The organism is Pontibacter fetidus (assembly GCF_010119545.1).
In the GTDB taxonomy this organism is placed as follows: domain Bacteria; phylum Bacteroidota; class Bacteroidia; order Cytophagales; family Hymenobacteraceae; genus Pontibacter; species Pontibacter fetidus.
In genome coordinates, this window is record NZ_JAAEAA010000007.1 from 1 (window position 1) to 23,767 (window position 23,767).

Annotated in this window: 22 protein-coding genes; 6 read left to right on the top strand and 16 right to left on the bottom strand. The window is 47.5% G+C overall.

What is annotated here, in order from left to right; all coding sequences use genetic code 11:
• Window positions 1–226 precede the first annotated feature (226 nt).
• The 4 genes from GWO68_RS06785 to GWO68_RS06800 all read right to left on the bottom strand — a co-directional run bounded on the left by GWO68_RS06785 (window position 227) and on the right by GWO68_RS06800 (window position 5,676).
• Window positions 227–841, bottom strand: coding sequence for a pseudouridine synthase (locus GWO68_RS06785; protein WP_202923694.1), 615 nt, complete (start codon window positions 839–841; stop codon window positions 227–229).
• A 33-nt stretch (window positions 842–874) separates the two neighbouring features.
• A complete protein-coding gene (locus GWO68_RS06790; RefSeq protein ID WP_162345675.1) occupies window positions 875–2,356 on the bottom strand; it encodes an N-acyl-D-amino-acid deacylase family protein in 1,482 nt (493 codons plus the stop codon).
• A gap of 70 nt (window positions 2,357–2,426) precedes the next feature.
• Complete coding sequence (locus GWO68_RS06795; protein ID WP_162345676.1) at window positions 2,427–2,921, bottom strand: VOC family protein; 495 nt, start codon at window positions 2,919–2,921, stop codon at window positions 2,427–2,429.
• A 217-nt stretch (window positions 2,922–3,138) separates the two neighbouring features.
• Window positions 3,139–5,676 (bottom strand): PA14 domain-containing protein, encoded by a 2,538-nt coding sequence (locus GWO68_RS06800; protein WP_162345677.1) that lies wholly within the window; start codon window positions 5,674–5,676, stop codon window positions 3,139–3,141.
• 670 nt (window positions 5,677–6,346) lie between these two features.
• Here GWO68_RS06800 and GWO68_RS06805 point away from each other — a divergent pair.
• From GWO68_RS06805 to GWO68_RS06820, 4 genes are all read left to right on the top strand, one after another.
• Window positions 6,347–6,901: a DUF1543 domain-containing protein gene (locus GWO68_RS06805; RefSeq protein WP_162345678.1), complete on the top strand. Its 555-nt coding sequence runs from the start codon at window positions 6,347–6,349 to the stop codon at window positions 6,899–6,901.
• Between the two features lie 78 nt (window positions 6,902–6,979).
• The gene (locus GWO68_RS06810; RefSeq protein WP_162345679.1) at window positions 6,980–8,059 is read left to right on the top strand and encodes an efflux RND transporter periplasmic adaptor subunit; all 1,080 of its coding nucleotides are present in this window, start codon (window positions 6,980–6,982) and stop codon (window positions 8,057–8,059) included.
• Complete coding sequence (locus GWO68_RS06815) at window positions 8,056–9,315, top strand: ABC transporter permease (protein ID WP_162345680.1); 1,260 nt, start codon at window positions 8,056–8,058, stop codon at window positions 9,313–9,315. Before GWO68_RS06810 ends, GWO68_RS06815 begins: the two co-directional genes overlap by 4 nt.
• 1 nt (window position 9,316) lies before the next feature.
• The gene (locus GWO68_RS06820; RefSeq protein ID WP_162345681.1) at window positions 9,317–9,997 is read left to right on the top strand and encodes an ABC transporter ATP-binding protein; all 681 of its coding nucleotides are present in this window, start codon (window positions 9,317–9,319) and stop codon (window positions 9,995–9,997) included.
• A 4-nt stretch (window positions 9,998–10,001) separates the two neighbouring features.
• Here GWO68_RS06820 and GWO68_RS06825 read toward each other — a convergent pair whose 3' ends face one another.
• Window positions 10,002–10,643, bottom strand: coding sequence for a hypothetical protein (locus GWO68_RS06825; RefSeq protein ID WP_162345682.1), 642 nt, complete (start codon window positions 10,641–10,643; stop codon window positions 10,002–10,004).
• 182 nt (window positions 10,644–10,825) lie between these two features.
• Between GWO68_RS06825 and GWO68_RS06830 the strand changes: the two genes are divergently transcribed.
• A complete protein-coding gene (locus tag GWO68_RS06830; RefSeq protein WP_162345683.1) occupies window positions 10,826–11,842 on the top strand; it encodes an NADP-dependent oxidoreductase in 1,017 nt (338 codons plus the stop codon).
• Between the two features lie 113 nt (window positions 11,843–11,955).
• On the opposite strand, the gene GWO68_RS06835 is transcribed toward GWO68_RS06830, so the two are convergent.
• From GWO68_RS06835 to GWO68_RS06860, 6 genes are all read right to left on the bottom strand, one after another.
• Window positions 11,956–12,657: a DsbA family oxidoreductase gene (locus tag GWO68_RS06835; protein ID WP_162345684.1), complete on the bottom strand. Its 702-nt coding sequence runs from the start codon at window positions 12,655–12,657 to the stop codon at window positions 11,956–11,958.
• Window positions 12,658–12,767: 110 nt separating this feature from the next.
• Window positions 12,768–13,010, bottom strand: coding sequence for a DUF3820 family protein (locus GWO68_RS06840; protein ID WP_162345685.1), 243 nt, complete (start codon window positions 13,008–13,010; stop codon window positions 12,768–12,770).
• 225 nt (window positions 13,011–13,235) lie between these two features.
• Window positions 13,236–13,466 carry a hypothetical protein gene (locus tag GWO68_RS06845; RefSeq protein ID WP_162345686.1) on the bottom strand — a complete coding sequence of 77 codons (231 nt, stop codon included), beginning with the start codon at window positions 13,464–13,466 and terminating at the stop codon, window positions 13,236–13,238.
• A gap of 165 nt (window positions 13,467–13,631) precedes the next feature.
• Window positions 13,632–14,738: a hypothetical protein gene (locus GWO68_RS06850; protein ID WP_235941973.1), complete on the bottom strand. Its 1,107-nt coding sequence runs from the start codon at window positions 14,736–14,738 to the stop codon at window positions 13,632–13,634.
• 94 nt (window positions 14,739–14,832) lie between these two features.
• Complete coding sequence (locus GWO68_RS06855; RefSeq protein WP_162345687.1) at window positions 14,833–15,720, bottom strand: ribose-phosphate pyrophosphokinase; 888 nt, start codon at window positions 15,718–15,720, stop codon at window positions 14,833–14,835.
• Window positions 15,717–17,228: a thymidine phosphorylase family protein gene (locus GWO68_RS06860; protein ID WP_162345688.1), complete on the bottom strand. Its 1,512-nt coding sequence runs from the start codon at window positions 17,226–17,228 to the stop codon at window positions 15,717–15,719. Before GWO68_RS06860 ends, GWO68_RS06855 begins: the two co-directional genes overlap by 4 nt.
• Window positions 17,229–17,477: 249 nt before the next feature.
• On the opposite strand from GWO68_RS06860, the gene GWO68_RS06865 reads away from it, so the two are divergent.
• Complete coding sequence (locus GWO68_RS06865) at window positions 17,478–19,664, top strand: TonB-dependent receptor (RefSeq protein ID WP_162345689.1); 2,187 nt, start codon at window positions 17,478–17,480, stop codon at window positions 19,662–19,664.
• A 119-nt stretch (window positions 19,665–19,783) separates the two neighbouring features.
• Here the strand turns inward: GWO68_RS06865 and GWO68_RS06870 are convergent, their stop codons facing one another.
• The 5 genes from GWO68_RS06870 to GWO68_RS06885 all read right to left on the bottom strand — a co-directional run bounded on the left by GWO68_RS06870 (window position 19,784) and on the right by GWO68_RS06885 (window position 23,712).
• A complete protein-coding gene (locus GWO68_RS06870) occupies window positions 19,784–20,419 on the bottom strand; it encodes a DUF3347 domain-containing protein (protein ID WP_162345690.1) in 636 nt (211 codons plus the stop codon).
• A 98-nt stretch (window positions 20,420–20,517) separates the two neighbouring features.
• On the bottom strand, window positions 20,518–20,967 hold the full coding sequence (locus tag GWO68_RS06875; RefSeq protein WP_162345691.1) for a hypothetical protein: 450 nt from the start codon (window positions 20,965–20,967) through the stop codon (window positions 20,518–20,520).
• Between the two features lie 15 nt (window positions 20,968–20,982).
• Complete coding sequence (locus GWO68_RS17915) at window positions 20,983–21,111, bottom strand: hypothetical protein (protein WP_262887477.1); 129 nt, start codon at window positions 21,109–21,111, stop codon at window positions 20,983–20,985.
• 13 nt (window positions 21,112–21,124) lie between these two features.
• On the bottom strand, window positions 21,125–22,321 hold the full coding sequence (locus GWO68_RS06880; RefSeq protein ID WP_162345692.1) for an efflux RND transporter periplasmic adaptor subunit: 1,197 nt from the start codon (window positions 22,319–22,321) through the stop codon (window positions 21,125–21,127).
• Window positions 22,322–22,404: 83 nt separating this feature from the next.
• A complete protein-coding gene (locus GWO68_RS06885) occupies window positions 22,405–23,712 on the bottom strand; it encodes an efflux RND transporter periplasmic adaptor subunit (RefSeq protein ID WP_162345693.1) in 1,308 nt (435 codons plus the stop codon).
• Window positions 23,713–23,767 lie beyond the last annotated feature (55 nt).

Genomic DNA, 23,767 nt, shown 5'->3' on the forward strand with positions numbered 1-23,767 from the left:
GTACTGCTCCTCCACCTCATCTACCATGAAACACTCCCGTACACGATAAATGATCTCCTCACTGCTCTTTCTCATGCAAGAGAAAACAATCCGCAGTAACTTAAATTCCTTAACTTAATGACATTGGACTCGCGCCAGCAAGGGACTCGCGCCAGCAAGAGACGTACTCGGCAGCAAGTTTAGGTGATAATTATAAACTATAGCCAAAACCCCAATCCTGTTAATCCTAAAATCCAGTAAATCCTGATTCAGACAAGATTTGTTCAGAGACCATTGCTGCTGACAGATCCTCCACTTCCATCACTTCCCCGGATGGCAACTCACCTAACGTTATATCCCCAATTCTTATTCTAACCAAACGCAGGGTAGGAAAACCGGCTGCAGCAGTCATTTTGCGGACCTGGCGATTTTTGCCTTCGGTTAAGGTAATGGAAACCCAACTCGTGGGGCCGTGGCGGTCGTCGCGGATTTTGCGGCTGCGTTGCGGAAAACCGGGGGCTTGTGCTAACCTGAAAGCGGCGCAGGGAAGAGTTTTATACTTGTCGCCACCGATGCCAATTTCCACGCCTTCCTGCAATAGTTTTATGGCTTCGTCGGTTATCAGGCCGTCTACCTGGGCATAATATTCTTTCTCGATGTGTTTGCTGCGGACCTGCTCACTTACTTTGCCATTGGTGGTCAGTAATAAAAGGCCTTCGCTGTCTTCATCCAGTCTGCCAATCGCCATGGTTCCTTCCGGGAATTCGTGCAGCTCGCCCAGCATTTTCTTCTTTTTATGCTCGCAAACAAACTGGCTCAGGTAGCCATAAGGCTTATGTACTATAAAATGGCGGTGTATCATAAGGGGGTACTATAAAGGCGCAAGTTACGCAATTTATAGTTGTGGCTTTCGGAGCACACGGCCGGCGCGCTCTCCGGTAAACGTTTCCTGCTCTTTCACTACTTTGCCATTCACGATCACATACCGAAAACCGGTACTCAGCTGCATCGGGTTTTCGTAAGTAGCATTCGCCTTTATTTCAGTGGGGTCGAATAGTAACAGGTCTGCTTTAAAGCCTGGTTTTATGAAGCCACGGTCCGGTATGCCTATTGTTTCGGCGGTCAGGCCGGTCATTTTGCGGATGCCTTCTTCGAGCGGGAACAATTGCTTTCCAAATACAAAGGTTTCGATCATTTTGGCAAAAGAACCAAAGCTGCGCGGGTGATTCATAAAGGGGCTGCCATCGGTACAAAGCATAGTGTTCGGGTATTTCAGTAGGGTATCCTGCAGGGCTTCGTCCATAATAAAATAAGCTCCAAACGCGCCGTAAGGTCCAATGTTATCGCGCAGCACTTCTTCAAACGGTTTGTTGAGTTCAGTTGCCACCTGGCCTAAGGTTTTTCCTGCAAATTGGCCTGTGCCAAGTAACGTTGCCTCCGGACCATTGCGCGAGATGATCTTTTCTTTCAAGAATCGGGTAAGTTCTTCGCTGCGGGTGGCTTTTACTTCCTCGTAGTTATAAGGCAGTTTGGCCCAGTCCGGGAACAGGATCTCGATGGAGGTATAGCTGGCCGTGTAAGGGTAAAAGTCTGCAGAAGCTTTTATGCCTTTTGAGCGGGCATCATCTAGTAAGTTACAGATCTCTTCGGCACGACTGGTGCCTTTGCCATAAACCACTTTTATATGCGATATCTGTACCGGGCAGTATTTTCCTTGCGAAAGCAGCTCTTCAATGGCCGGAACTATAGTTGCATCATTTTCGGAGCGCATATGGCTCATGATCATACCACCGCGTTCGCCTACGGTTTTTGCCAGCCGGTCTAGTTCCGGGGTTTTGCAGTTAAAGCCGGGGTTATATTCCAGGCCGGTCGTCATGCCAAAACAGCCCAGGTCCATACCTTTGTGCAGGAGCTCTTCCATTTCGGCAAAGTCTGCTTCAGTTGGTTCGGATTTATACTTAGTCCCGCTCTGCATGCGTATGGTATTGTGGCCTACAAACATCACAATATTCACACCCGGTTGCAGCTCATCTACACGGTTCATCCAGCTGCTTAGCGGCTCGCCGGAACTATAGCTGTCTTCACTCAGATCGGGGCTGAAACCATCCTGGCCTAGGCAAATAGTGGTTACGCCCATTGCCAGGAAATTCTCGAACTCAGGTGTTTTAAATGGCTCGCCGTGCGCGTGGGCATCTATAAAACCAGGAGTAAGTATAAGGCCGTCTCCATCAATAATCGTTTTGGCTGTGTAAAAAACGGCATTGTGTTTCCCGATCAGGCAAATCTCATCATCTTTCACCCAGACATCTGCCACATAAGGCGTATTGCCTGTTCCGTCGTAAAGGGTGGCCCCGGTTATCAGCAGTTCGTAAGTCATGTAATGCCTGTTGTGGTTTTAAAAGCTCATACGAACTTACAGAATTTTGAAAAGCAAACTATAAAATGGTCTATCTTTCGAGCTCTTTTAAGAGGTCTTCCAGGTCCAGGTGGCGGGTGTACATGTACAGGGAGCCATCGGCGTGGGTTGGCCATTGGGCTTTCGGGCGGTCCCAGTAAAGTTCGAGTCCGTTGTGGTCGGGGTCGTTCAGGTAAATCGCTTCCGAAACACCGTGGTCTGAGGCGCCGGTTATTGGGTAGTTTGCATCCAGCAACCGCTTAAGTATAGCTGCCAGGTCTTTGCGGGTCGGGTAAAGTATAGCTGCATGAAAAAGCCCGGCCGTATTGCGTGGCGCCGGATCACCACCTTTGCTGAACCAGGTATTAAGCCCGATATGATGATGGTAGCCGCCAGCCGATACAAAAGCCGCGTCTTCGCCATACATCTGCGTTAGCTCAAACCCGAGCACGCCAGTGTAAAATTCCAGCGCCCGTGGCAAATCCGATACTTTTAAATGCACATGGCCAATGCTGGTTTGCGCAGGCGCCTTATATTTCTCTTCCATGGTGGTAGTAGCTTTCAGTTAGTATACTAAATACTGCCCTTAAAAGATGACCAAACTACCCTAAACTATAGTTTAACTATAATGAAGCACTAAAAAAGCAAAGGGCACCCGGTTTGCAGGTGCCTTTTGTTGTTACGTAAATAATTCAGTGTTTCTTTTTCAAGCTATCGTATCAGCCTTTTCACGGCTAAGTATACTAACTTCAGTTCTAAAGTGGTCATTCTTTTACGATCTTTAAGGTTTTGCTTTGGCCTGTACTGTCAGTGTATTTTAGTAAGTAAAGTCCTTGCCGTAACCTGGCTGCAGTTAAGTCCAGGTATAGGTTGTTGTTCACTGCTTTGGGGTTTTGCAGCCTGTACTTTACCTGGCCCAGTTGGGTTAATATAACTACTTCCTTAACTATAGTTCCTGGTGAGCCAAGATCCAGTTGTAACGCATTTTTAAAGGGATTCGGGTAAGCTGTTGGCTCACTTTCAGGTTCTGTGGAGGCAGGAGTTGCTATAGTTGCAGCCGCTATACTTTGGGTAGCAAGGCTAGTAGTAGTTACCGGTGAGAGCCTGTTGCCTGCAATTGGCCTTTCGAGTGTTCCGTTAGGTAGCTGCCAGCCCACAGCCAGGTGGTCTCCGCCCCAGTGTTCCAACATCACGGCTTCTATGTAATAACGTTTGCCGGCTTCCAGGGCTATAGTTGCTGATTTCTGGGATCCGAATTTGCTCCACTCGCGCGGGTTTGTCCAGCCAACTATAGAGGCGATCTTAGTCTTTTTTGCAGGGTCTTCCGAAGTGCTCAGGTATAGTTCCGAAAAATCATCCGAAGCGATCCAGAAGGTATAGTTGCCTGTTGCTGGGGCAGTTACATAGCCTGCAATGCGCTGGCCATAGTCATCTCCTAGGTTCTGCGGTGCTTCAAACAATGTAAGTTCAGTGGTTGTGGTGGGGTTGGTGGTGGGTACTGCGCTTACACCTTCACCCAACACCCTGGCCCAGTATTTCCGGGTTATTTTGCCGGTAGTGGCAGGTGGTGTTGCGGTTGGTGTACTGGGAGTCGGTGCTGCACTGCCAACCGGCGAAAGCCTGTTTCCGGCAATCGGGCGCTCCATGGTACCGTTTGGTAATTGCCATCCTACCGCTAAATGATCACCGCCCCATATTTCCAGCATCACCGCCTCTATGTAATAACGCTTGCCGGCTTCAAGGGTAATTTTTACGGATTGCTGCGAGGCAAACCGCGTCCATTCGCGGGCACCGGAATACCCCGTAACAGAGGCAATCTTTACTTTTTTGGTTGGGTCTTCGGAAGTGCTCAGGTATAGTTCCGAATGGTCATCCGAGGCGATCCAGAACGTGTATTGCCCTGTTGCAGGGGCTGTTACATACCCGCGCACACGTTGCCCGTAATCATCCCCTTGGTTCTTCGGCGACTCAAATAAGGTAAGCTCAGTTACGGTGGTTGGGTTGGTGGTTGGCACTACGCTAACGCCAGTGCCGTATACATTTGCCCAAAACTCACGGGTTATTTTACCGGCTGCTGTGGTTGGCTCAGACGGAGCCAGTTGTGGCGTGGAAGATGCAGATCCGTTGGGGCCTAATAAAATGCCTTTGGCTGTCAGTTTCTGTTGCCATAATGTAAACTCATCAGCTTCCGTGTCCTGGCTTATCGGGCCTTCGTAGTGGGTGTTGTTAGTATAGCTGGCCCAAGCATTTTCAGTCCAGTCGTTACGGTCGCCGGGCCAGTTCCAGGCGGTTATGCCCACCAGGTTATTGTCTATAGAATTGGCATAAGTAGCGCCGGAACTATGGTAATCGCGGGTCCAGATGCCCGAAGTATTCATCTGGAAACGCGTACCGTCGGGGTACAATGCTGAGTTTATGGCGCGGTTATGATGGTACCTGATGTGGTTACCGCCAGCAATGCCCATGCTATGGTTGCCCAGGTTTACCAATTGGTTTTCAAACACATCTATATGCCGTGTAGCAGAGCTTGTATCCGCAGTAGATTCTGATAAAATACCCCCGCCAGAATAGCTGCTCTGGTTGGCTGGGTAAGGGTAAGCACCCTGTATGTAGTTGTTATGAATGCGGATAGGAGAGTCGGGAGTGCCCTGCGTGTTAAACAGGCTTATGTTATCTTCAACCACCGAGTTATTGGGCTCGTTCATGACCTGGTTCCAGGCAATTTCGGCATTACGTATGGGTTTTCGGAAATTGAGCTGCACAAACTGAACAAGCTCGTGGCCGCCGTACACGCGCCCGTCTATGTTCTTTGCCTTGTTATACCTGATCCGGATAGTGTTACCCGTAGTATTGTCGCCATTGTAGGTAACGCCCAGATAAATGCCGGCTGTGTTTTCGAGATAGCAATTTTCCACTACCACGTTCCGGAAAACATCTACCGTAAGAAAATGCCTGGCCTTTTTATAGTTGACCCAAGGGGTGGGTTGTATGCCGTAGCCGTTGGTGTGGCGCACTGTTATGTTGGCATATGCGCCCCAGCTTTTTATCAGGTAACCGGCACCGCGTATGTTTGAGTTTGTGATGATAACCGGCTCAGACGTGCGCACCTCAACAGCCGGAATTTCAGAGTCAGTGGATTGCCAGTTGCCGGTATAGGTACCGCCTTGGGTTATTACCAGCGGCCCGGAATAGGATTGTGCAACTGCGCCTAACGGAAGTAGGAGGGTAGCCAGGAACAGAACTGGCAGGATGTAAAAAATGAAATTTGAAGTTGTTTCCGTGTACACATTTTTTTGTGCCATAATGCAAGAGTAAAGTTTCTGAATATATAACTATGCTAATATTGTAGGCGAACAAAATATGAATAAACCGAGGCAAAGCTATAGTTAAAAATGCATTAAATCATAATTAAGATAAAAAAAGTTTAAAAATATACAATTTTTGGTTAGTTTATATTGCACTGTAAAATCAAAAGAAAACCTTAATATAAACTGCTGATATATTGTTAAATGCGCATAAAATCATCTTTTCATACTTTTAAAGTATAATTTGTAACCATTTGTTAAGGCTGGATTTATTGCACTGGTTTAGGAGCGTTCGGAAGTGAAAAAAAATAATATTCAGAAAATAGGATATAATCGTTTTTAGTGCCAGTTTTTTGAAAATTGCTTTTACCTGCACTAACTATAGTTTGCATGCTGGGCTATCGTTAAAGAATCAAAGTTGATTAAAGTACCCTTCGGAGCGTGGCTTACCTTACCAGGTAAAAGGTAGTTCCGGACACAAAAGGTAGGGAGCGTGCAGGTGTTAAACCCGTAAATTTTAAGCGCAAACTATAGCTGTTTTACATAGTTATTTGCTTGCTTCCTTATCGCTTTTATACTTCATTTGTAAACAGTCTTGCAACTATACTTTAGCAGGCATCTTTCTTGTTAATGAGGTAAATGCGAGGCTTCTTTTGAGCACTGAACTATGGAAGATCTGACGTTATTTATGGTGATGGTAGGGTGCCGCCCGCCCGGCAGAAATACCGAACAGCACGATGTACTTTTCGGGATAGCCCCAACTATAAAAGACATGGTGCCACAAATTAAAAAGTTCTGGCCCGGTGCCGGCAGCATACACGTTGATGCCTGGCGTAAAGTAACCCATGTTAACGGTTACCAGGTACGCATCAGACCAAAATCACACCCTGACATCTCCGAAAAGAAACTATACTTCCTGAACCTGGGAGGCTACAAACCTGGCGAGTTCGATGAGTTTCATTATAAGATGGTGGTAGTGGCAGATAATGCTGCAGGCGCTTTACAGCTGGCCAAGAAAACTGCTTTCTACAAACATACCGGCTTTAAAGGGGCATCCTCGCATATAGATGACAAATATGGCGTGGATATAGACGACCTGCACCAGATAAAGGATATACTGCCCCCGGACCAGAAAATGCTATATGGCCTCAGTATAGAACCAACAGACAGCGATACCACGGACGCGTTAAACCTGGGCTATTTTCCGTTGCATAAACTGTAAACCCCTCAAACCCCAAGCTGGTATACCTGTTCTACAGTAAGTGCTAACATACACCACATCACTATAGTATAATCACCCATGAAGCTATACTTCCCGATCTTTTTTATAGTACTGCTGACAGCCTGCACCGGCAACCAGGAGACCACGCACCCTGTGGTAGAAGACATAACGGAAGCGGTGTATGCCTCGGGGGTGGTAAAGAGCAAAGACCAGTACGAGGTGTTTCCGAAGGTGAGCGGCATTGTGCAGCAGTTGCTGGTAACCGAAGGCGATGTGGTGAAGAAAGGCGCCCCACTTATGAAACTTGAAAACGACGCCGCCCGGCTAAATACCGAAAATGCCCGCATTGCCGCCAAATATGCCCGCGTAAGCGCCAACTCTGAAAAACTGAACGAACTGCGCGAAGCAATTGCCCTGGCCCGAAGCAAAAAGCAGAACGACTCGCTGCTACTGGCCAGGCAGCGTAATTTGTGGGCCAGCAAAATTGGTACGCGGGTAGAGTTGGAGCAACGCGAGCTGAACTATAAAAACTCGGTTACAAACTATAAGTCGGCCATACTGCGGTACAACGACCTTAAAAAGCAACTTAGTTTTGCGGCAAGGCAATCAGAAAAAAGTTTGCAGATAAGCGAGACCATGGCTGAAGACTATACCGTTAAAAGCGAGACAAACGGCAAGGTATATAGTGTGCTGAAAGAGAAAGGCGAAATGGTAAGCCCGCAAATGCCCGTAGCTATAGTTGGCGATGCCGACGAATTTATACTGGAGCTGCAGGTAGATGAATATGACATAGCCCGCATAAAGCCCGGCCAGAAGGTATTGCTAAACCTGGACAGCTACAAAGGCCAGGTTTTTGAAGCCAGAGTATACAAAATAAACCCATCCATGAACGAGCGGACACGCTCTTTTACCGTAGAAGCCAGCTTTACCACCACACCACCGGCGCTTTACCCCAACCTCACCACCGAAGCCAACATTGTTATCCAAACCAAAAAGAACGCCCTCATTATTCCGAGGGAGTACCTGGTAGACGGCTCGTTTGTGCTGACCGAAGACAAAGAAAAGAAGAAGGTAAAAACCGGTCTGAAAGATTACCAGAAAGTAGAGATACTGGAAGGGCTGACAAAAGATGACGTGATCGTAAAACCGGCCCAATGAACGTAAAACTCATTTTCGGGATAGCCAGATCGCTGTTGCTGGCCCGCCTGGGGCAAACGCTGGTAGCGGCCATTGGGGTTGCGTTCAGTATTGCCATGTTTGTTACGCTGCTTGGTTTTATGAACGGCCTCAACGACCTCCTCGACGGCCTGATCCTGAACCGGACCCCGCACGTGCGCCTTTACAACGAGATCAAACCCAGCGAAGATCAGCCTATCAATTCCGCATCCGGGTACAAAGATTCCTACAACTTTATCAGCTCAGTAAAATCGGGCATTAGCCGCCAGGAGATATACAACAGCGGCCCAATTACTGAAGCCCTTAAAAATGACCCGCGCGTATTGGGTGTGGCCCCCAAATTAACAGCCCAGGTGTTTTTTAACGAAGGCACTATAGACATAACCGGCGTTATAAACGGGGTAGATGTAGAAGAGGAAATGCGGCTTTTCAAGTTCCGGGATTATGTAACGGCGGGCTCGGCTATAGATGCAAAAAACATAGCCAACAGCATTGTACTTGGCAAAGGCCTGGCCGAAATTCTGGCTGCGGATATTGGCGATGTAGTGCAGGTAACCACTGTGCAGGGCGAGCGCTTCCCGCTGAAGGTGGTAGGCTATTTTCAGTCGGGCATTCAGGAAATTGATAAGGTACAGAGCTACGCCTCTATAGTTACTACTCAAAAGCTACTGGGCAAACCGGCCAATTATATCACCGACATCCAGGTAAAACTGAACGACCTGAACATGGCGCCTGCTGTTGCTAAAGAATATGAGCAGAAATTTGGTATCGATGCAGAAGACATTCAGACAGCAAATTCACAGTTCGAGACGGGCAGCAATGTACGGTCTATTATTTCGTATGCGGTGGGTATAACCTTACTGGTGGTGGCGGGCTTCGGCATTTTCAATATCCTGAATATGATGATCTACGAGAAAATGGATTCGATTGCCATATTAAAAGCTACCGGCTTTTCGGGCCGCGACGTGAACCGGATTTTTCTTTTGATAGCACTAAGTATAGGTTTTTTTGGCGGTGTGGTCGGGCTGATAGCTGGGTTTGGGTTTTCCGTCATCATCGATAACATTCCGTTTAATACGGCTGCCTTACCAACTATAAAAACCTACCCGGTAAACTATAGCCCCATCTTTTACTTTATAGGCGGGGTGTTTTCGATCATCACTACCTATTTAGCAGGTTTTTTCCCGGCCCGCAAGGCCAGCAAAATCGACCCGGTAGAAATTATTAGAGGCAAGTAAGATGCAGCAAACCATACTGGAGGCCAGGCACATCCAAAAACAGTTTCACGACCCGGTAACGGTGCAGGTGCTTACCGATATTACTTTTTCTGTTAACAAAGGCGAGTTTGTTTCGGTCATTGGCAAGTCGGGTTGCGGTAAGTCTACACTGCTTTATATCTTGTCTACTATGGATACAGACTATACCGGCGAGTTATTAATAGACCAGGAACTGATGACCGGTCAAAGCGATGCGCAGCTGGCTCATATCCGTAACGAAAAGATAGGCTTTGTATTCCAGTTTCATTACCTGCTGAACGAGTTTACCGTGCTGCGCAACGTAATGCTACCCGGCTTAAAACTGGCCAGGTACAGCGAGCAGGAAGTAGAGCACCGCGCCCTGGAACGGCTTAAGATGTTAGGCATAGAGCACCTGGCAACCAAAGAGGCTTACCGTATTTCGGGTGGCGAGAAGCAGCGCGTAGCCATTGCCCGTGCCCTTATAAACGACCCGCATATTATTATGGGCGACGAACCGACAGGTAACCTGGATACAAAAAACAGTGAGCACGTATTCGAGATATTTCATGAGCTGGCCGAGGTGCACAACCAGACCTTGCTTATAGTTACCCACGACCAGGGGTTTGCCGAAAGATCGGGCCGCATCATCGAAATGGAAGACGGCAGGATCATCAGGCACTAAGCTGTCAGGCTATAGTTTGTAATGTTGCATTTGCTCTTAATCTAATCAGTTCTTCTTCGATGGCCGGGCTTAAAACCAGGATCAGGTGTTCGGCGAAAGCGGCATTCTCAAGGGGTTTTTCATCCATCAAAGAAATCAACCCGATTGGTTCGCCTGCATCAGACAAAAGTAAACTGCCCAGGTAACTTTGGATGCCTAACTCCATCAATTCAATATCGGTAGGGAAGCTGTTTGCCACATTAACCGGGAAGTAGCAGAAACGTTGGGTAACTACATCGTCGCAGGGCGTGCCCTTCAGGGAGTAGGAAATATTGGTAAGTTCCCGGTTTTCGCAAAGGAAGGTGCAGGAGTGGGCTTTCTGGGCATCTTCCGTTAAAAGTCCGATAAGTATGTACTTGGCCTTTGTTTTTTCAGAAATAAAAGCTGCCAAACTGGTCAGGAAACTATCGCTTCTTTTTGCAGCAATAAGGGCTATCGCTTCATCCAGAATCCGGTTTTCCTCCTCTCCGGGCTCGTACTGCCAATGATGTATAAATCGATACTCCATTTTCTGAACGGTTGCTAAGATTACAAAACTATGGATTAAAAATATTAGTTCGGCACTGAAGTTATAGTTTGCGGTAAGCGTACAATTATTCACCTTCAAAAGGCTTATTTTACCAGTAAGTAACAGAAGTAATATAGTTGTATTGATGCTATAAACAGATTAAGGCTCCTGCTCTTTTTCAGAAACGGTACAACCTAAATACGGCCAGCGAATACTTCATTAAACTATAACTCCACTATCTGCTTCTGCGTGTAAGTAATTCTACCACATCAGGTTAAACTATGAAAACGAGAAGAATTTTACTGAATGAGCGCCCAAAAGGCCTTCCCACCGACAATACCTTTAAATTTACGGAAGATGAATTGCCCGAACTACAGGACGGACAGGTACTGCTTAAGGCGCTGTATATCTCCGTAGACCCGTACATGCGGGGGCGCATGAGCGATGCAAAATCGTATGTGCCACCATATAAGCTGCACGAACCTATAGCCGGTGGCGTAATAGCCGAAGTTACTGAAAGCCGGTCCTCACAGTTGCCAAAAGGCAGTGTAGTTATCGGTAACCTGCCCTGGCAAACTTATATTATCGCTGACGGTAAAGGCCTGATGCCGATAGACCCGAACCTGGCGCCGCTTAGTTACCACCTGGGTATACTGGGTATGCCTGGCCTGACGGCCTATTGCGGCCTGCTTTTTATCGGTGACCCTAAACCGGGCGAGACAGTAGTGGTATCGGGGGCAGCTGGTGCGGTGGGCACTGTAGTAGGGCAAATTGCCAAAATAAAAGGTTGCCGGGTAGTAGGCATAGCCGGCTCTGACGATAAAACTGCTTACCTGAAACACGAACTTGGCTTTGATGAAGCGATAAACTATAAAACTACTGCTGACATACAAGCTGCGTTGGCGGCTGCCTGCCCTAATGGAGTGGATGTGTATTTTGATAATGTGGGCGGTGAGATATCGGATGCGGTGTATAGTTTGCTAAATAATTTCGCCCGGATTGCCGTGTGTGGCCAGATCTCTTTATACAATGCTACATCGCAGCCTATGGGGCCTAGGGTAGAACCTGTTCTGCTCAAAACAAAGTCGCTGATGAAGGGATTTATAGTTAGCGATTATGCCGACAGGTTTGGAGAAGCAGCCGCAGGGCTGGCAGGTTGGCTAAAGGAAGGGAAACTTAAATACGAAGAAACTATAGCAGAAGGATTTGACCAGTTACCTCATGCATTCCTGGGCTTGTTTAAAGGCGAAAACATTGGCAAACTACTTGTGAAAGTGGCAGAATACAGTGGTAAGTAATGGCTAAGCTGCGTTGATTTTGCTCAGAGATTTGTTGGAGAAATTTAGTAAACTATAAAAGCACCCTTTTTAGGTGCTTTTATAGTTTACAACCTGAGCTTAATAGCTATAGTTTAGCAGTTGCCGTTTATGTCGCAGCTTTCGCCGTTGGTGGCTACTTGCTGCAGGGCAGGGGCCACCTGGGCAAACACCTGGTGAAACACTTCTTCGGGTTGTGCCCCGCTTACCAGGTAAGTATCGTTGATGATAAAGGCCGGAACACCTTTTATGCCTGCTGCCTGCGCCCATTGCTCCATCTGGCGTACTTCCTGCTTGCCTTCTTCGCTCTCAAAAAAGTTCTCGAGGCGCTCAGCCGGTATGCCGTTTTGTATGCCTATTTCCTTTAACAGCGCAATGTCGTTCATGTTGTTGCCCTCCGTAAAGTAACTATAGAACAAAGCTTCAGCCACTTTTTGCTGTACGCCATAGGCATCGGCCAGCCAGATAAGACGGTGCCCGTTAAAGGTATTGTTTATCGTTTCAGATCTGTCGAAGTTAAAATCGATACCTGCTTCTTTGCCAACATTAGCCAGGCGCCGGTTCATCTCATCCAGCTGCGAAAGGATCTGCGGACCATAGTTCATTTTAAAGTATTCCTTTTTGTCCATGCCTTCCGGGGCAATGCCGGCGTTCAGCTCAAAGGGTTTAAAGTTTACTTCAAAATCATACTTACCGGCGGTAGCTGCTATGGCGCTGTTCATGCGTTTTTCACCAACATAGCACCACGGGCAATTTATATCCGAAACGATGTCTATTTTAATTTTTTGTGTGCTCATAATGTTCAATCTTAAACCTGAAAACAACTGTGCAGGTAAAATGTTTTGGTGTGCAGGTTTGGGTTATAGGTGTGATCTGGTTTAGCTGGCCAAGGTATTGCAACTATAGTTTAGCGGATTGATTTCCTGTTCTTTTTAAGTGGTGTTAGTAAAAATTCCAGCCCGTTAAGTTTTATTTCGTAAGCCGTAGCCAGCATCATACCCAGTTTGCCATCCGGAAAACCTTCCCGCTGAAACCACTCCAGGTAAGATACCGGCAGGTCGCTGATAAAAGTACCTTTATATTTCCCGAAAGCCATTCGGGTGTTAACCATCTCAATCAGTAGCTGCGGGTTGGGTCCAACGTTTTCCATGTCAGTTTTATGCTTTAGGTATGTCGCCTCGTTATTTTAAAATCAGGGCAGCAGGCCAAAGGTAACAGATTAGTCCGAAGCAGACAGCAACCGCAAGCGCAACTCCTATAAAACTATAACCTAAACAGTATACCCCGGCAATTATTTTGACAGTGATAAAGCAGGTATCATTGCCTGTTTTTGGAACGAGATTAATTTTTAAGCAACGCCCCGAACTATAGTTTTTCAGCTTTTAAACCTTTTCTTTTCAGATTCGGCTATCCGTTGCATTAAGGCTGTGATCTGGTCCAGTTTGGACTGTTCTGAGGCGAAAAGTTCCTGGTCGGGGGCTATGGGTTGTGGCGCTACCTGGTTGTGCAGGTATTTGAGGTGATATATATACTTGTCAAGTTGATGCGTCATCGAAACGTAAAATTCGGGGTTCTCATTTGCCTGGTCCAGGTACTCGACTTTCATATTTTCGGCCGAACGTATTTCTTAGTAAAGCAGTGTGCCCAGTTCCTGCCGGGTAATTTTTTCAGGTAGGGCTTTTATAAAGTCCTGTATGTCGAAATGCATGTGCTGTGGTTTTAGGTAGGGTATACGCAGCCGGCTATTTCGGTTTCGGGTGCAAACAACAAACTATAGCGCTGCGGCAGCTTCTGTACCTACCGTTAATGCCGGGTTGCTGATCTTTTTATAGTAAAGTTTTTTGTCGTTTTCCCACACGCACAGGGTGGTTTTGTCTGGCATTTCCATAGTTTCGATGTAGCTGCCTTCGCCTATAGTCTGTATATTTTCTGAGTTCAGGAATTTTACTTTCAGCGCTTTGTCGTCTTTCCAGGCTATAACCGGGTACTCGCCGCCACTTATGCGGCAGTTACGGCCCTCGCCAACTTCTACTTCGGTTTTGCCGGGTTGGGCATAGTAAATGTGGCCGTCGCGTTGCCAGGCCGTATGTACCTGGTTACTTTCATCCAACATTAAACCACCACCATCCATAGGGCATCCTTCTACTTTCCAGGTTCCCTGGCCCAGCTTTACAGGCTCCGAAAACGTTTTGCCTCCATCCGACGAGCTGGTAACATAAAAATCGCGGGAGCCCTGCAGCCAGTTCCTGAACATCAGGTTTACCTGTTTGTCTTTTACAACTATAGTTGGCTTGCAACATTCGCACACCGTACTGTCCGGCGACTCATAAATAACGCGGTTGGCAGACCAGGCAGCCGCAGGGCCTGATTTAGAAGCCAACACGATCTTGTTCTTTTTGTTGTTCCTTACATCCAGCCACAGCGCATAAAAGGTATCGTTCGCGTCGCTAGCTATACTCATCAGTCCTTCGGCAGCCACACCGGGCACATCATTTACAGCAGCAGCTTTCACCCATTTCCCATCCGCGTGCTTTAAACTATAGGAGTGGATATTCCCTTTTTTATCAATAGCAGTTACTACCGTATAGTTGGCCGAACTCGCCACCTGTGGCCCCATGGCCATGCCGGTAAGTAGATCAGGCACAGTGCCTACCAGCTCAGGTTCCGAAAATGTAAGCCCGTTATCTGTTGAGGTGGCACAAAATATTTCATCATCCAGGCCATACACCACGCGGGTTACACCGGCAGCATCTACAGCCAGTTGCGGTTGGCGGCCTTTATCCAGTAACGTTTCTCCGGGCCCGGTAGCAGGCGAGGTGCAGGATAAACCCGGCAGTAAAAGCAAAGCCAAGGCAAGAAGGTAGAATATCGGTTTCATCAGGTGATCTTATAGCATAGTTGTACCACGTAATTTAAAACTTTTTCTGTAATAATCTGAGCTATAGTTTGATTGATTGTTTGCAAAGCGAAATCTATAGTTCCAGGTTCACGATGGCATCGGCAAGCAATTTATCGAGGCTGATTTGGTTGGTTGGGTGCGGAATAGTGTTGCAGGTAACTATAGCGCCAGCCCCGGCCTGTAGCAACGCCTCGTACGCATCGCCTGCAAAAATGCCATGCACGCCAATACAAACCGATTGCTGCGGCATTTTACCTTTCAAGTGGCCTATCGTTTCGATCATGGTGCGCGCCGTGGAAATAATGTCGTCAACCAGAACGGGTGTACAATCCTGATAAGCAGCTATATCGGGCACTTCGATCTGTACCTGCCTGTCTCCGGTCCTGGTCTTTTTCAGCACTATAAACGGCGCATTTGCCATAGTGGCCACTTCCGATACCCATTGCCTGCTTTCTTCATCGGGGCCTATAAGCAAGGGCTTAACTATAGTTTGTTTTATGTAGTTGGCTATAGTTGGCGCGGCATGCAGTACAGTTACGGGTATGGTAAAAAGGTCGTTCATGTTATGTACGCGGTGCAGGTGCGGGTCCATGGTGAGCATGTTGTCTGCAAAAGAGGAGAGGAGCGACGCAAAATACCGGTTTGTGATGCCTTCGCCAGCCCGGAAGCGTTTGTCCTGACGCATATAGGCCAGGTATGGCGCAACCAGCGTTATACTGGCTGCACCCAGCTCTTTTGCGGTTCTGGCCAAAAAGTACAACGGCAGCAGTTTGGCATCGGGTTGATATAAGGTACAGATCAGCAGGAGGTGGCGGCCCTGCACATCGGTATTCAGTTGCACATAGGTTTCGCCATCGGGGAACTGCCGCAGCGTTACTTCGCCTTGTTCGGCGGGCAGGAGGCTGGCCAGCGAGGCCGTTAGTTTTTCGTTTCCGGGCAGGGCAAATAGCAGGTAGTTCATGCCGAAGTGATTTGTAGGATATTGTTATTGCTGTTCAGGAAATCGAGGCTATAGTTCAGTTCTCCTTTTGACTCGGAATGGATCGTGAAAAGTGTCTGGCCTTTCTGAACTATAGTTCCCAGGGGAGCTGCAAAGTGAATGCCGGCCGCAGGCGATTTTGGTGCCCCGGCCAACTTGGCTAACTTGGAGAGCTTCCGGTTATCTACTCTGGTTACAACGCCGTCCTGCAATGCAACCACCTCGTGCCTGAACCTGGCTACGGTCGGCTCCCGGAAACCGCCCTGCGCTTCGCATATCCTGTAAAATTTAGCTAAGGCAGTGCCATTTTCCAGCAGTTCGCGGGCATACGCTTCGCCTTCCCCTTTCTTCACTTTTTTTACCGATTCCAGCAACAGGGCAGCAAGTTTCAGCGATCTGTTCTTCAGGTCGGTTGGTGCATCGGGGTGGTTACGCAGCACGGCCAACACATCCTGCGCTTCCAGTGCGGGGCCAATGCCTTTACCAACCGGCTGTGAGCCATCAGTGCGCAACACTTCAATAGATAAACCTATGGCATGGCCAACCGCTTTAAAGTAATATTCCAGTTTCAGGGCCTCTTCGGTAGTACGTACCTTAGCTGTTTCTCCTACCGGAATATCAATAACCACATGCGTAGAACCTGCCGCCGCTTTTTTAGATAAAACCGATGCAATCATCTGCCCCGAACTATCCACATCCAGCGCTTTCTCAACTGATATAATGATGTCGTCGGCAGGGCTTAACTGTACCGCCCCGCCCCAGGCCATACAGCCGCCCTCTTTTTTTACCACTTCACGTATTTTGTCGATGCTCAGCGTTACTGGTGTCATAGTTTCTATTGTATCAGAAGTGCCTGCCGGCGAAGTGATGGACCTGGAAGATATTTTGGGAATGATAAGACCTGCTGCCGCCGCAATGGACACAACTATAGGAGTAGTTCTGTTGCCCGGCAAACCGCCCACCGAATGCTTATCTGCAATAACCGGCGACTTCCATTTCAGGCGGGTTCCGGTTGAGATCATGGCTTTTGTAAGGTAAATGATCTCGTCCAGGCTCATGTGGTCGCCGGCACAGGCAGTAATAAAAGCGGCCATCTCTATTTTAGAATAATAGCCATGGGTAATGTCGGAGATAATACGGGCAAACGCTTTTTCGGAGAGGCTCTGGCCAAACATTTTCGCCCTTACCTCGCTGAATGATGCAATAGGCTTAAGGTGACTAACAGAGATCAGGCTACCTTCCTGTGCTTTCAACAAATGAAATGCAGCCTCCGACAGCGCCGCTTCGCCTTCCAGTAACAGGTCTGAAGTAACCAGGTTTAAAGTTGCTACCAGCTCGTGGTTTACGTGATGCACCAGCACGCGCGTATTGGCCGTAAATCCCTCCGATTTGCTTACCTGGCTGTCGGCACGCATAAAAATAATGTTTTCCAGGTTCGTATCGATGCCCAGTCTGCGGAGTTTCAGGAAATTGCTTTTATGCGGTGCCATAGGTTAGCGTTGAGTAAAGGGTGGGATTATGGTGTTTTACACCGATTACAGGTTAAGGTTGTATCTGACGAAGTTGATTGTGGTACATTAAGTTAAGTATAAGGAATTAAACATTGTCCGCTCCATTTCACTTTTGACATTAGCTGTTAATTCTAAAGAAGTATCTATACTTTTGATGTGTAAAAGTTTTAACTGCCCTATTGGTTTTGTTATACTTTGATGGGCCTTTTATAGTATAAGTTTTCCAAAATGAAGAAATATATCTCCTTACTGCTTCTTTTACTTTGCAGTACAGTAGCTTACAGTCAGCATACATTTAAAGCTATAGTAAAGGACAGCGAAACGAAGCAGCCTTTGATCGGGGCAACTGCTTCAATATCAGGTACAACTATAGGTGCCAGCACCGACCAGGATGGCGCAGTCACCTTAACGGACATACCTGCAGGTGCCCAAACTATCAGGTTCAGTTACCTTGGTTACGAGGACAGAATTGAAGCATTAACTTTCCCTTTAGTCCAGGAAATGCCACTAGTTGTTTTGTTAGAGCCAAGTGGTGAGGAACTGGAAGAAGTAGTAGTGACTACCACGCGAAGTAGCCGAACTATAGAGGATATCCCAACCCGTATAGAAGCCATTACCCTGGAAGAATTAGGTGAAAAAGGGAATATGAAACCAGGCGACATACGCATGTTGCTAAGCGAAAGTACCGGAATACAGACGCAACAAACTTCAGCAACCAGTGCGAACGCCAACATTCGCATACAAGGCCTTGACGGACGTTATACCCAGATCCTGCAGGATGGTTTTCCGCTCTATTCCGGTTTTTCGAGTGGCCTGAGCATTATGCAGATTCCACCGCTAAACCTATACCAGGTAGAAGTTATTAAAGGCAGTTCGTCTACACTTTATGGAGGTGGCGCTATAGCAGGACTTGTGAACCTGATAACTAAAAAGCCTTCGGAAGAGGGGGAGCTGAGTTTTATGGGGAATGTTACCAGCGCCAAAGGTCTTGATCTGAGCAGCTTCTACGGAAAGAAGTTCGGAAAGTATGGTATAACAGTTTTTGCAGCCCGAAACGCAAACGAAGCGTACGATCCTGCCGACATTGGTTTCTCAGCTATACCTGAGTTTGAAAGATACACCATAAACCCAAAACTATACTTTTACCCAAGCGATAAAACAGAAGTTTTAGTAGGTATGAATGCCTCGCAGGAAGAGCGCCTGGGCGGTGATATGCTTTTTATAGCTGGCGACCAGGGCGATTATTATTTTGAACAGAACGACACCAAGCGTTTCTCTACACAGTTTAACCTGGATCACAAGTTTACAGAGTCTTCGATGCTATCTGTTAAGAACAGTATCAGCTTATTTAACCGCGAAATTGCTGTGCCTGATTATGATTTTGATGGTAAGCAGGTTTCCAGTTTCAGTGAGGTAGCCTATAGCCTTAACAACAAAAAAACAGACTGGGTAGTAGGAGCGAACCTTTGGACGGACAAGTTCTCGGAACAAAGCGCGGATGCAGTAGGGGCACGGAATTATGACATTACTACGATTGGTGTATTTGCCCAAAGCACTTTTACACCTATTGATTGGTTCTCGCTGGAAACCGGGCTGCGTGCAGATTATGTAACACCGGAGCCGGCTAACAAATCCAGGGGGCTTTTTGTGTTGCCGCGTGTATCAGCCCTGTTTAAAATGAGTGATAAGCTGACCTCCCGTATCGGTGGAGGCATGGGGTATAAAACGCCAACTATATTTACCCAGGAAGCCGAAAACTTAACTTTCCGGAATATTGTCCCGCTTAACATCAGCGAGACGGAAGCCGAAACATCTATAGGTGGTAACGCCGATATCAACTATAATACCCTGATCGGGGAGAATGTTACCTTCAGCATCAACCACATGTTATTTTATACTTACCTGAACAACCCGTTGGTACTTACAATGCGCCCTGACAACCTCTATGAATTCCGGAATACGGATGGTTATGTTGATACAAAAGGAGTGGAGACCAATATGAAATTTGTCTATGAGTGGGTGAAGCTGTTCCTAGGCTATACTTACACCGAGGCAAAGCAGCACTACAACAATACCGTTACAACTATGCCGCTTACTCCAAAACACAGGGTTAATACAGTGCTGATGCTTGAGGAGGAAGATAATTTCAGGATCGGCCTGGAGGCATATTATTTCAGCCCCCAGCGGTTAACAGACGGCAGCAAGGGGCGCGACTACTGGATAAACGGGGTAATGATGGAAAAAATGTTTGAAAGGTTCTCCGTGTTCATCAACTTCGAGAACATCTTCGATACAAGGCAAAGTAAGTTCGGAAACATTTATACAGGAAGTATGGCAAACCCACTTTTTAGTGAAATTTATGCGCCTGTAGATGGCAGGGTGATTAACGGTGGTATTAAAGTGATGATTTTGTAGCGTTTGCCAAGCCATGCCGATCGTTCTGAAATATGTTAAGTAGATAGAAAAAGTCCCGGCTTGCCATGGCAAACCGGGACTTTCTTATTGTAATCAGGTTACTGGTTAAATCAAGGTTTTTATTTTTTGCTGTATACTTCTTCGTTGCTGCCGCATTTCAGCATCTGTTCGCCGAAGTATGGGTTGCGGATCTCTTCGTTTGAACTCAGCCAGTAAGCACCCTGGTCGTTGTTGGCCATTGGGCAATGCTGGTAATATAGTGTCTGGGTGGCTGCGCCAAAGGCTTTTGTCAGGGCAAAGGTGGCTTCAGAAAGTAGCTCCAGTTCGCTGCGCTGAGCCTCCAGGCCTGTAGCAGCGGCTATTTTAGAGGCAGCCTGTTTTACTTCGCCCAGCTTTTCTTCAGCAAATGTTTTCTGCTCGCCCTCCAGGCCTGCTACATCTACTTTCTCGGCTGCTGCAACTATAGCTTTGGCATCGGTTTGGGCTTTTGCAGCGTCAGAGGCTACCAGGTTGTCTTTAAGTTTCAGGTAGTTTTCTACTATTGCAGCTATTTGCTCTTTAACCGGGGCAGCTACCGAAGTATAGTCCGGCGTTTCTACCACTACTTTGTTTTCAGCGGGCATTTCGTCGCCGTGGGCCATGCCTTCGTGGTGTTCCATGTTATCGGTTTCGGCAGTAGTTGCTTCCTGCTTGTTTTCAGAGCAGGAGGTTAATACAAATGCTGCAAGAGCAGTGGCTACAAAGGTTTTCTTCATGCTGTTTTTCATGGTTAGGTATAAAGTATAAAGTTATAAAATCATTTGATATAAGCAGGCTTAGCCAGGGCTTCCGGCTTTGTTTAACGGTACGGTTCTTACTTAGTGTACTGTTTGTAAGTGTCTTCGGAGGCAAAGTATAGTACATCGCCATTGTTACTACCCGGCTTTAGGGCAATAAAGGCTTTCGATTTGTCAACTTCCTCTCCGGTAACAGGGTCTGTAGCATAGCGCACTTCACGCTCATTTTGGATCGTTTTTACGCACATCTCGCAGCAGCCATAGTACATCTTGTTTTCGAAGGCTACCGGGAACTGCTTTTTGCCACCCATGTAAGCGTTATTTACCATGCATACCAGGTCTTTCGGCAGGCCCTCTTCGGTCATTACCGCCTGCGCAGTGCCCGCAGTTGCCATGTGCATAGAATGGCTTTCAGAAGGCGAAGTTATAGTTGTCCTATCGGTCTGTGTTTGGGGTGTTTTTTCTGACGTGCAGGAGGCAAGGGCAACTATAGCCAGGGTAGCGGTATAAATCAGGTGCTTTTTCATGATAAAATACGTTATTTAAAATTTCAACTGTTCAAAAATTACCAGGCTCAAGGCAGCCAGAATAATGAGGTATAACATCCATTTTAGCCAGGGCCGTTTCTTTTTAGTTATTTGCTCGTCGCCGGTTTTGCAGCAGTCTTTCATAACAACCTATCGTTTAATGCTGGTGCCCGGCCATCGGGTCAGCGCCTTTTTTTAATACAAACTCACTGTAAAGCAGGTACGCGCCCGATACTATCACTTTGTCGTTTTCCTTCAACCCCGAAAGTATGGCCACATTATCTGCGCTTTCTTCGCCTAACGTTACCATCTGCGCTTTAAACGTATTTTTCCCTGACTGCACCCACACATGGGCACCTTTCCCGTCCCGGATCACAGCGTCGGTTGGCAGGGTAAGCGATGAACCTTTATCTGAAGGAAGGATAACGTTGGCCTGCATGCCTGGCAAAAACTGGTCGTTTGGGTTTGGGAGCTCGGCACGCAGTACAGCTACCTGGCTACCCGCCCGGAACTCCGGACTTATAAATGTAACCTTAGCTGCAACGGGCTCCTGCCCAAAACCTTCCACTGCAATTTTGATCGGGTCGCCTTCTTTTATGTCGCCAACTTCCTGCGGATATAGTTCGGCTTCTACCCATATTTTACCCAGTTTGCCCAGGCGGTACAGTACGCCACCTTCGGCTACATACTGGCCTTCGGCAGCAGCCACCTCTGTTACCACGCCACTAACGGGGGCCACAAAGGTTATCCGCGAACTAACCTGATCCGAACGGGCAAGGCTCCTGATCTGCCCTTCGGTTAAACCATAAAGTAAAAGCTTCTTTTTAGCTGCCTCCAGAAACGAAGCAAAGCGAGGGTTCTCTTTGCCGAGCTCCCAGTTTTGCGCCAGGGCCAGCAAATATTCGCGTTGCAGTGTCAGGAGTTCTTCTGAGTATAGTTCGTATAGTGGCTGTCCTTTTTTTATAGTTTGACCGCTTTCTTTCAGGTATAGTTTTTCAATGCGTCCGGCAGCGCGGCTACTGATCACATCGGTCTGCGTTTCGTCGAGCACCAGTTTTCCGGTAAGTATAGCATTGCTGCCCACCGAACCTAGTTTAACCCGTTTGGTTTTAATGTTGCCCAGCGCGATCTGGCTTTCGCTCAGCATCAGCTCACCATTCTCTTTACCCGATTGCGACACCGGAACCAGGTCCATAAAACAGATAGGGCAGGTGCCCGGTTCGTTCTGCACGATCTGCGGGTGCATCGGGCAGGTATAGGTTGTGCCGCCTTCCGCATGTTTTTTTTCTTCTGAAGAGCAGGCCGCCACAACTATAGCCAGTGCCAGGAAGAGTATGTTTACGTATCGTTTCATTTCTGCTGTTGAATGTTGAATGAACGAATAACTGAATGACTGATTTGGAACTCGATTTATACAGTTTTGCAATTATTCAGAATTCAGTTATTTACTTTAATAAAGCTTTCGCTGTCTACCAGGAACTGGGCGTTTGCTGCAATCACGTCGCTTTGCTTTAACCCGGAAGTTACCTGGATCTCTTTTGCTGTAGTAGTGCCGGTCGTAACCTCAACAGGCTCAAACACCCCATTCCCTTTCCGGAAGGCAACCATTTTAGTTCCGATATCCAGTATGGCTGCTTTAGGTACCCACAGAGCTGCTTCAGTTTTATAGGTCGCTTCGGCACTTACCAACTGTCCAACCATTACCTGTTTGTTGTCGCGTGGCAGGTATACCCGCACCTTGGCAAAGTTTTCGCCTTCGTCAAAAAATGGCTGGAAGAAATCAACTTTAGCCTGCAGCTTTTCGCCGGGCAGTTGCGGGAACGTGATTTGTATAGGAGAGCCTTTAGCAATCGAATTCATTTCGCCGGCAGGCACGTTAAACTCGGCCCACAATTGCTCTGCATTTACCACACGTACCAGTGCCTGGCCTACGGTTACATACATACCTTCGCGTAGTTGTATAGCTTGCCCAGCCGGGGTACCGGGAGTTGTAGTTGTTGAGGATGCAGCGCTACCGCCGCCCATGGCATCCATGCTGCCGCCTGCACTAGTTGCGGGTGCCGAAGCTATAGTTGCAGCAGGGGATGGAGCTGTTGCATTCAGGTCGATCACGTAACCATCGTAAGGGCTGTAAATGGCAAACGTATAACTCTCCTCGCCACGGCTGATCAGGCGGTTTATCTGGTCGTTTGTTGCGCCAAGGTACTGCAGTTTCTGTTTTGCAGCCTGTATCAGTTGCTTGTCCTCCGGGGCCGCCTGCACCAGGTACAACAGCTCTTTTTGTGCAGTTATCAGGTCGGGGCTGTATACTTCCATCAGCTTTTGACCTTTGCGTATTTGCTGGAAATTATACTTTACAAACAGCTTCTCGATGCGCCCACCCACGCGCGCCGGCACCGTGTACACCCGGCGCGGGTCATAGGTAATTATGCCATCCATTTTTATAGTTGCCTCTGCTGTTTTCTGCTCCGGTTTTATAGTTGCAATGTTGGCGACTACCGTGGTGTTGGTTGGTTTCAGCAAAAAGGCCAGGTCGTCGGTTATCTCTACGCCATCGCCGTGCACGGTTTTAGGCACCAGGTCCATGCCGCAGATAGGGCAGGTGCCCGGTTCGTTCTGCACAACCTGGGGGTGCATCGGGCAGGTATACTCGGTAGCGCCTTCAGCATGGTTATGGTCGTCTCCTTTGCAGGCTGCCACAACTATAGCTAGTGCCAGCAAAAGTATGTTCAGGTATCGTTTCATGTTCAATTTTGAATGATGGAATGACTGAATCATTGAATGTAAATGATGCGTGATT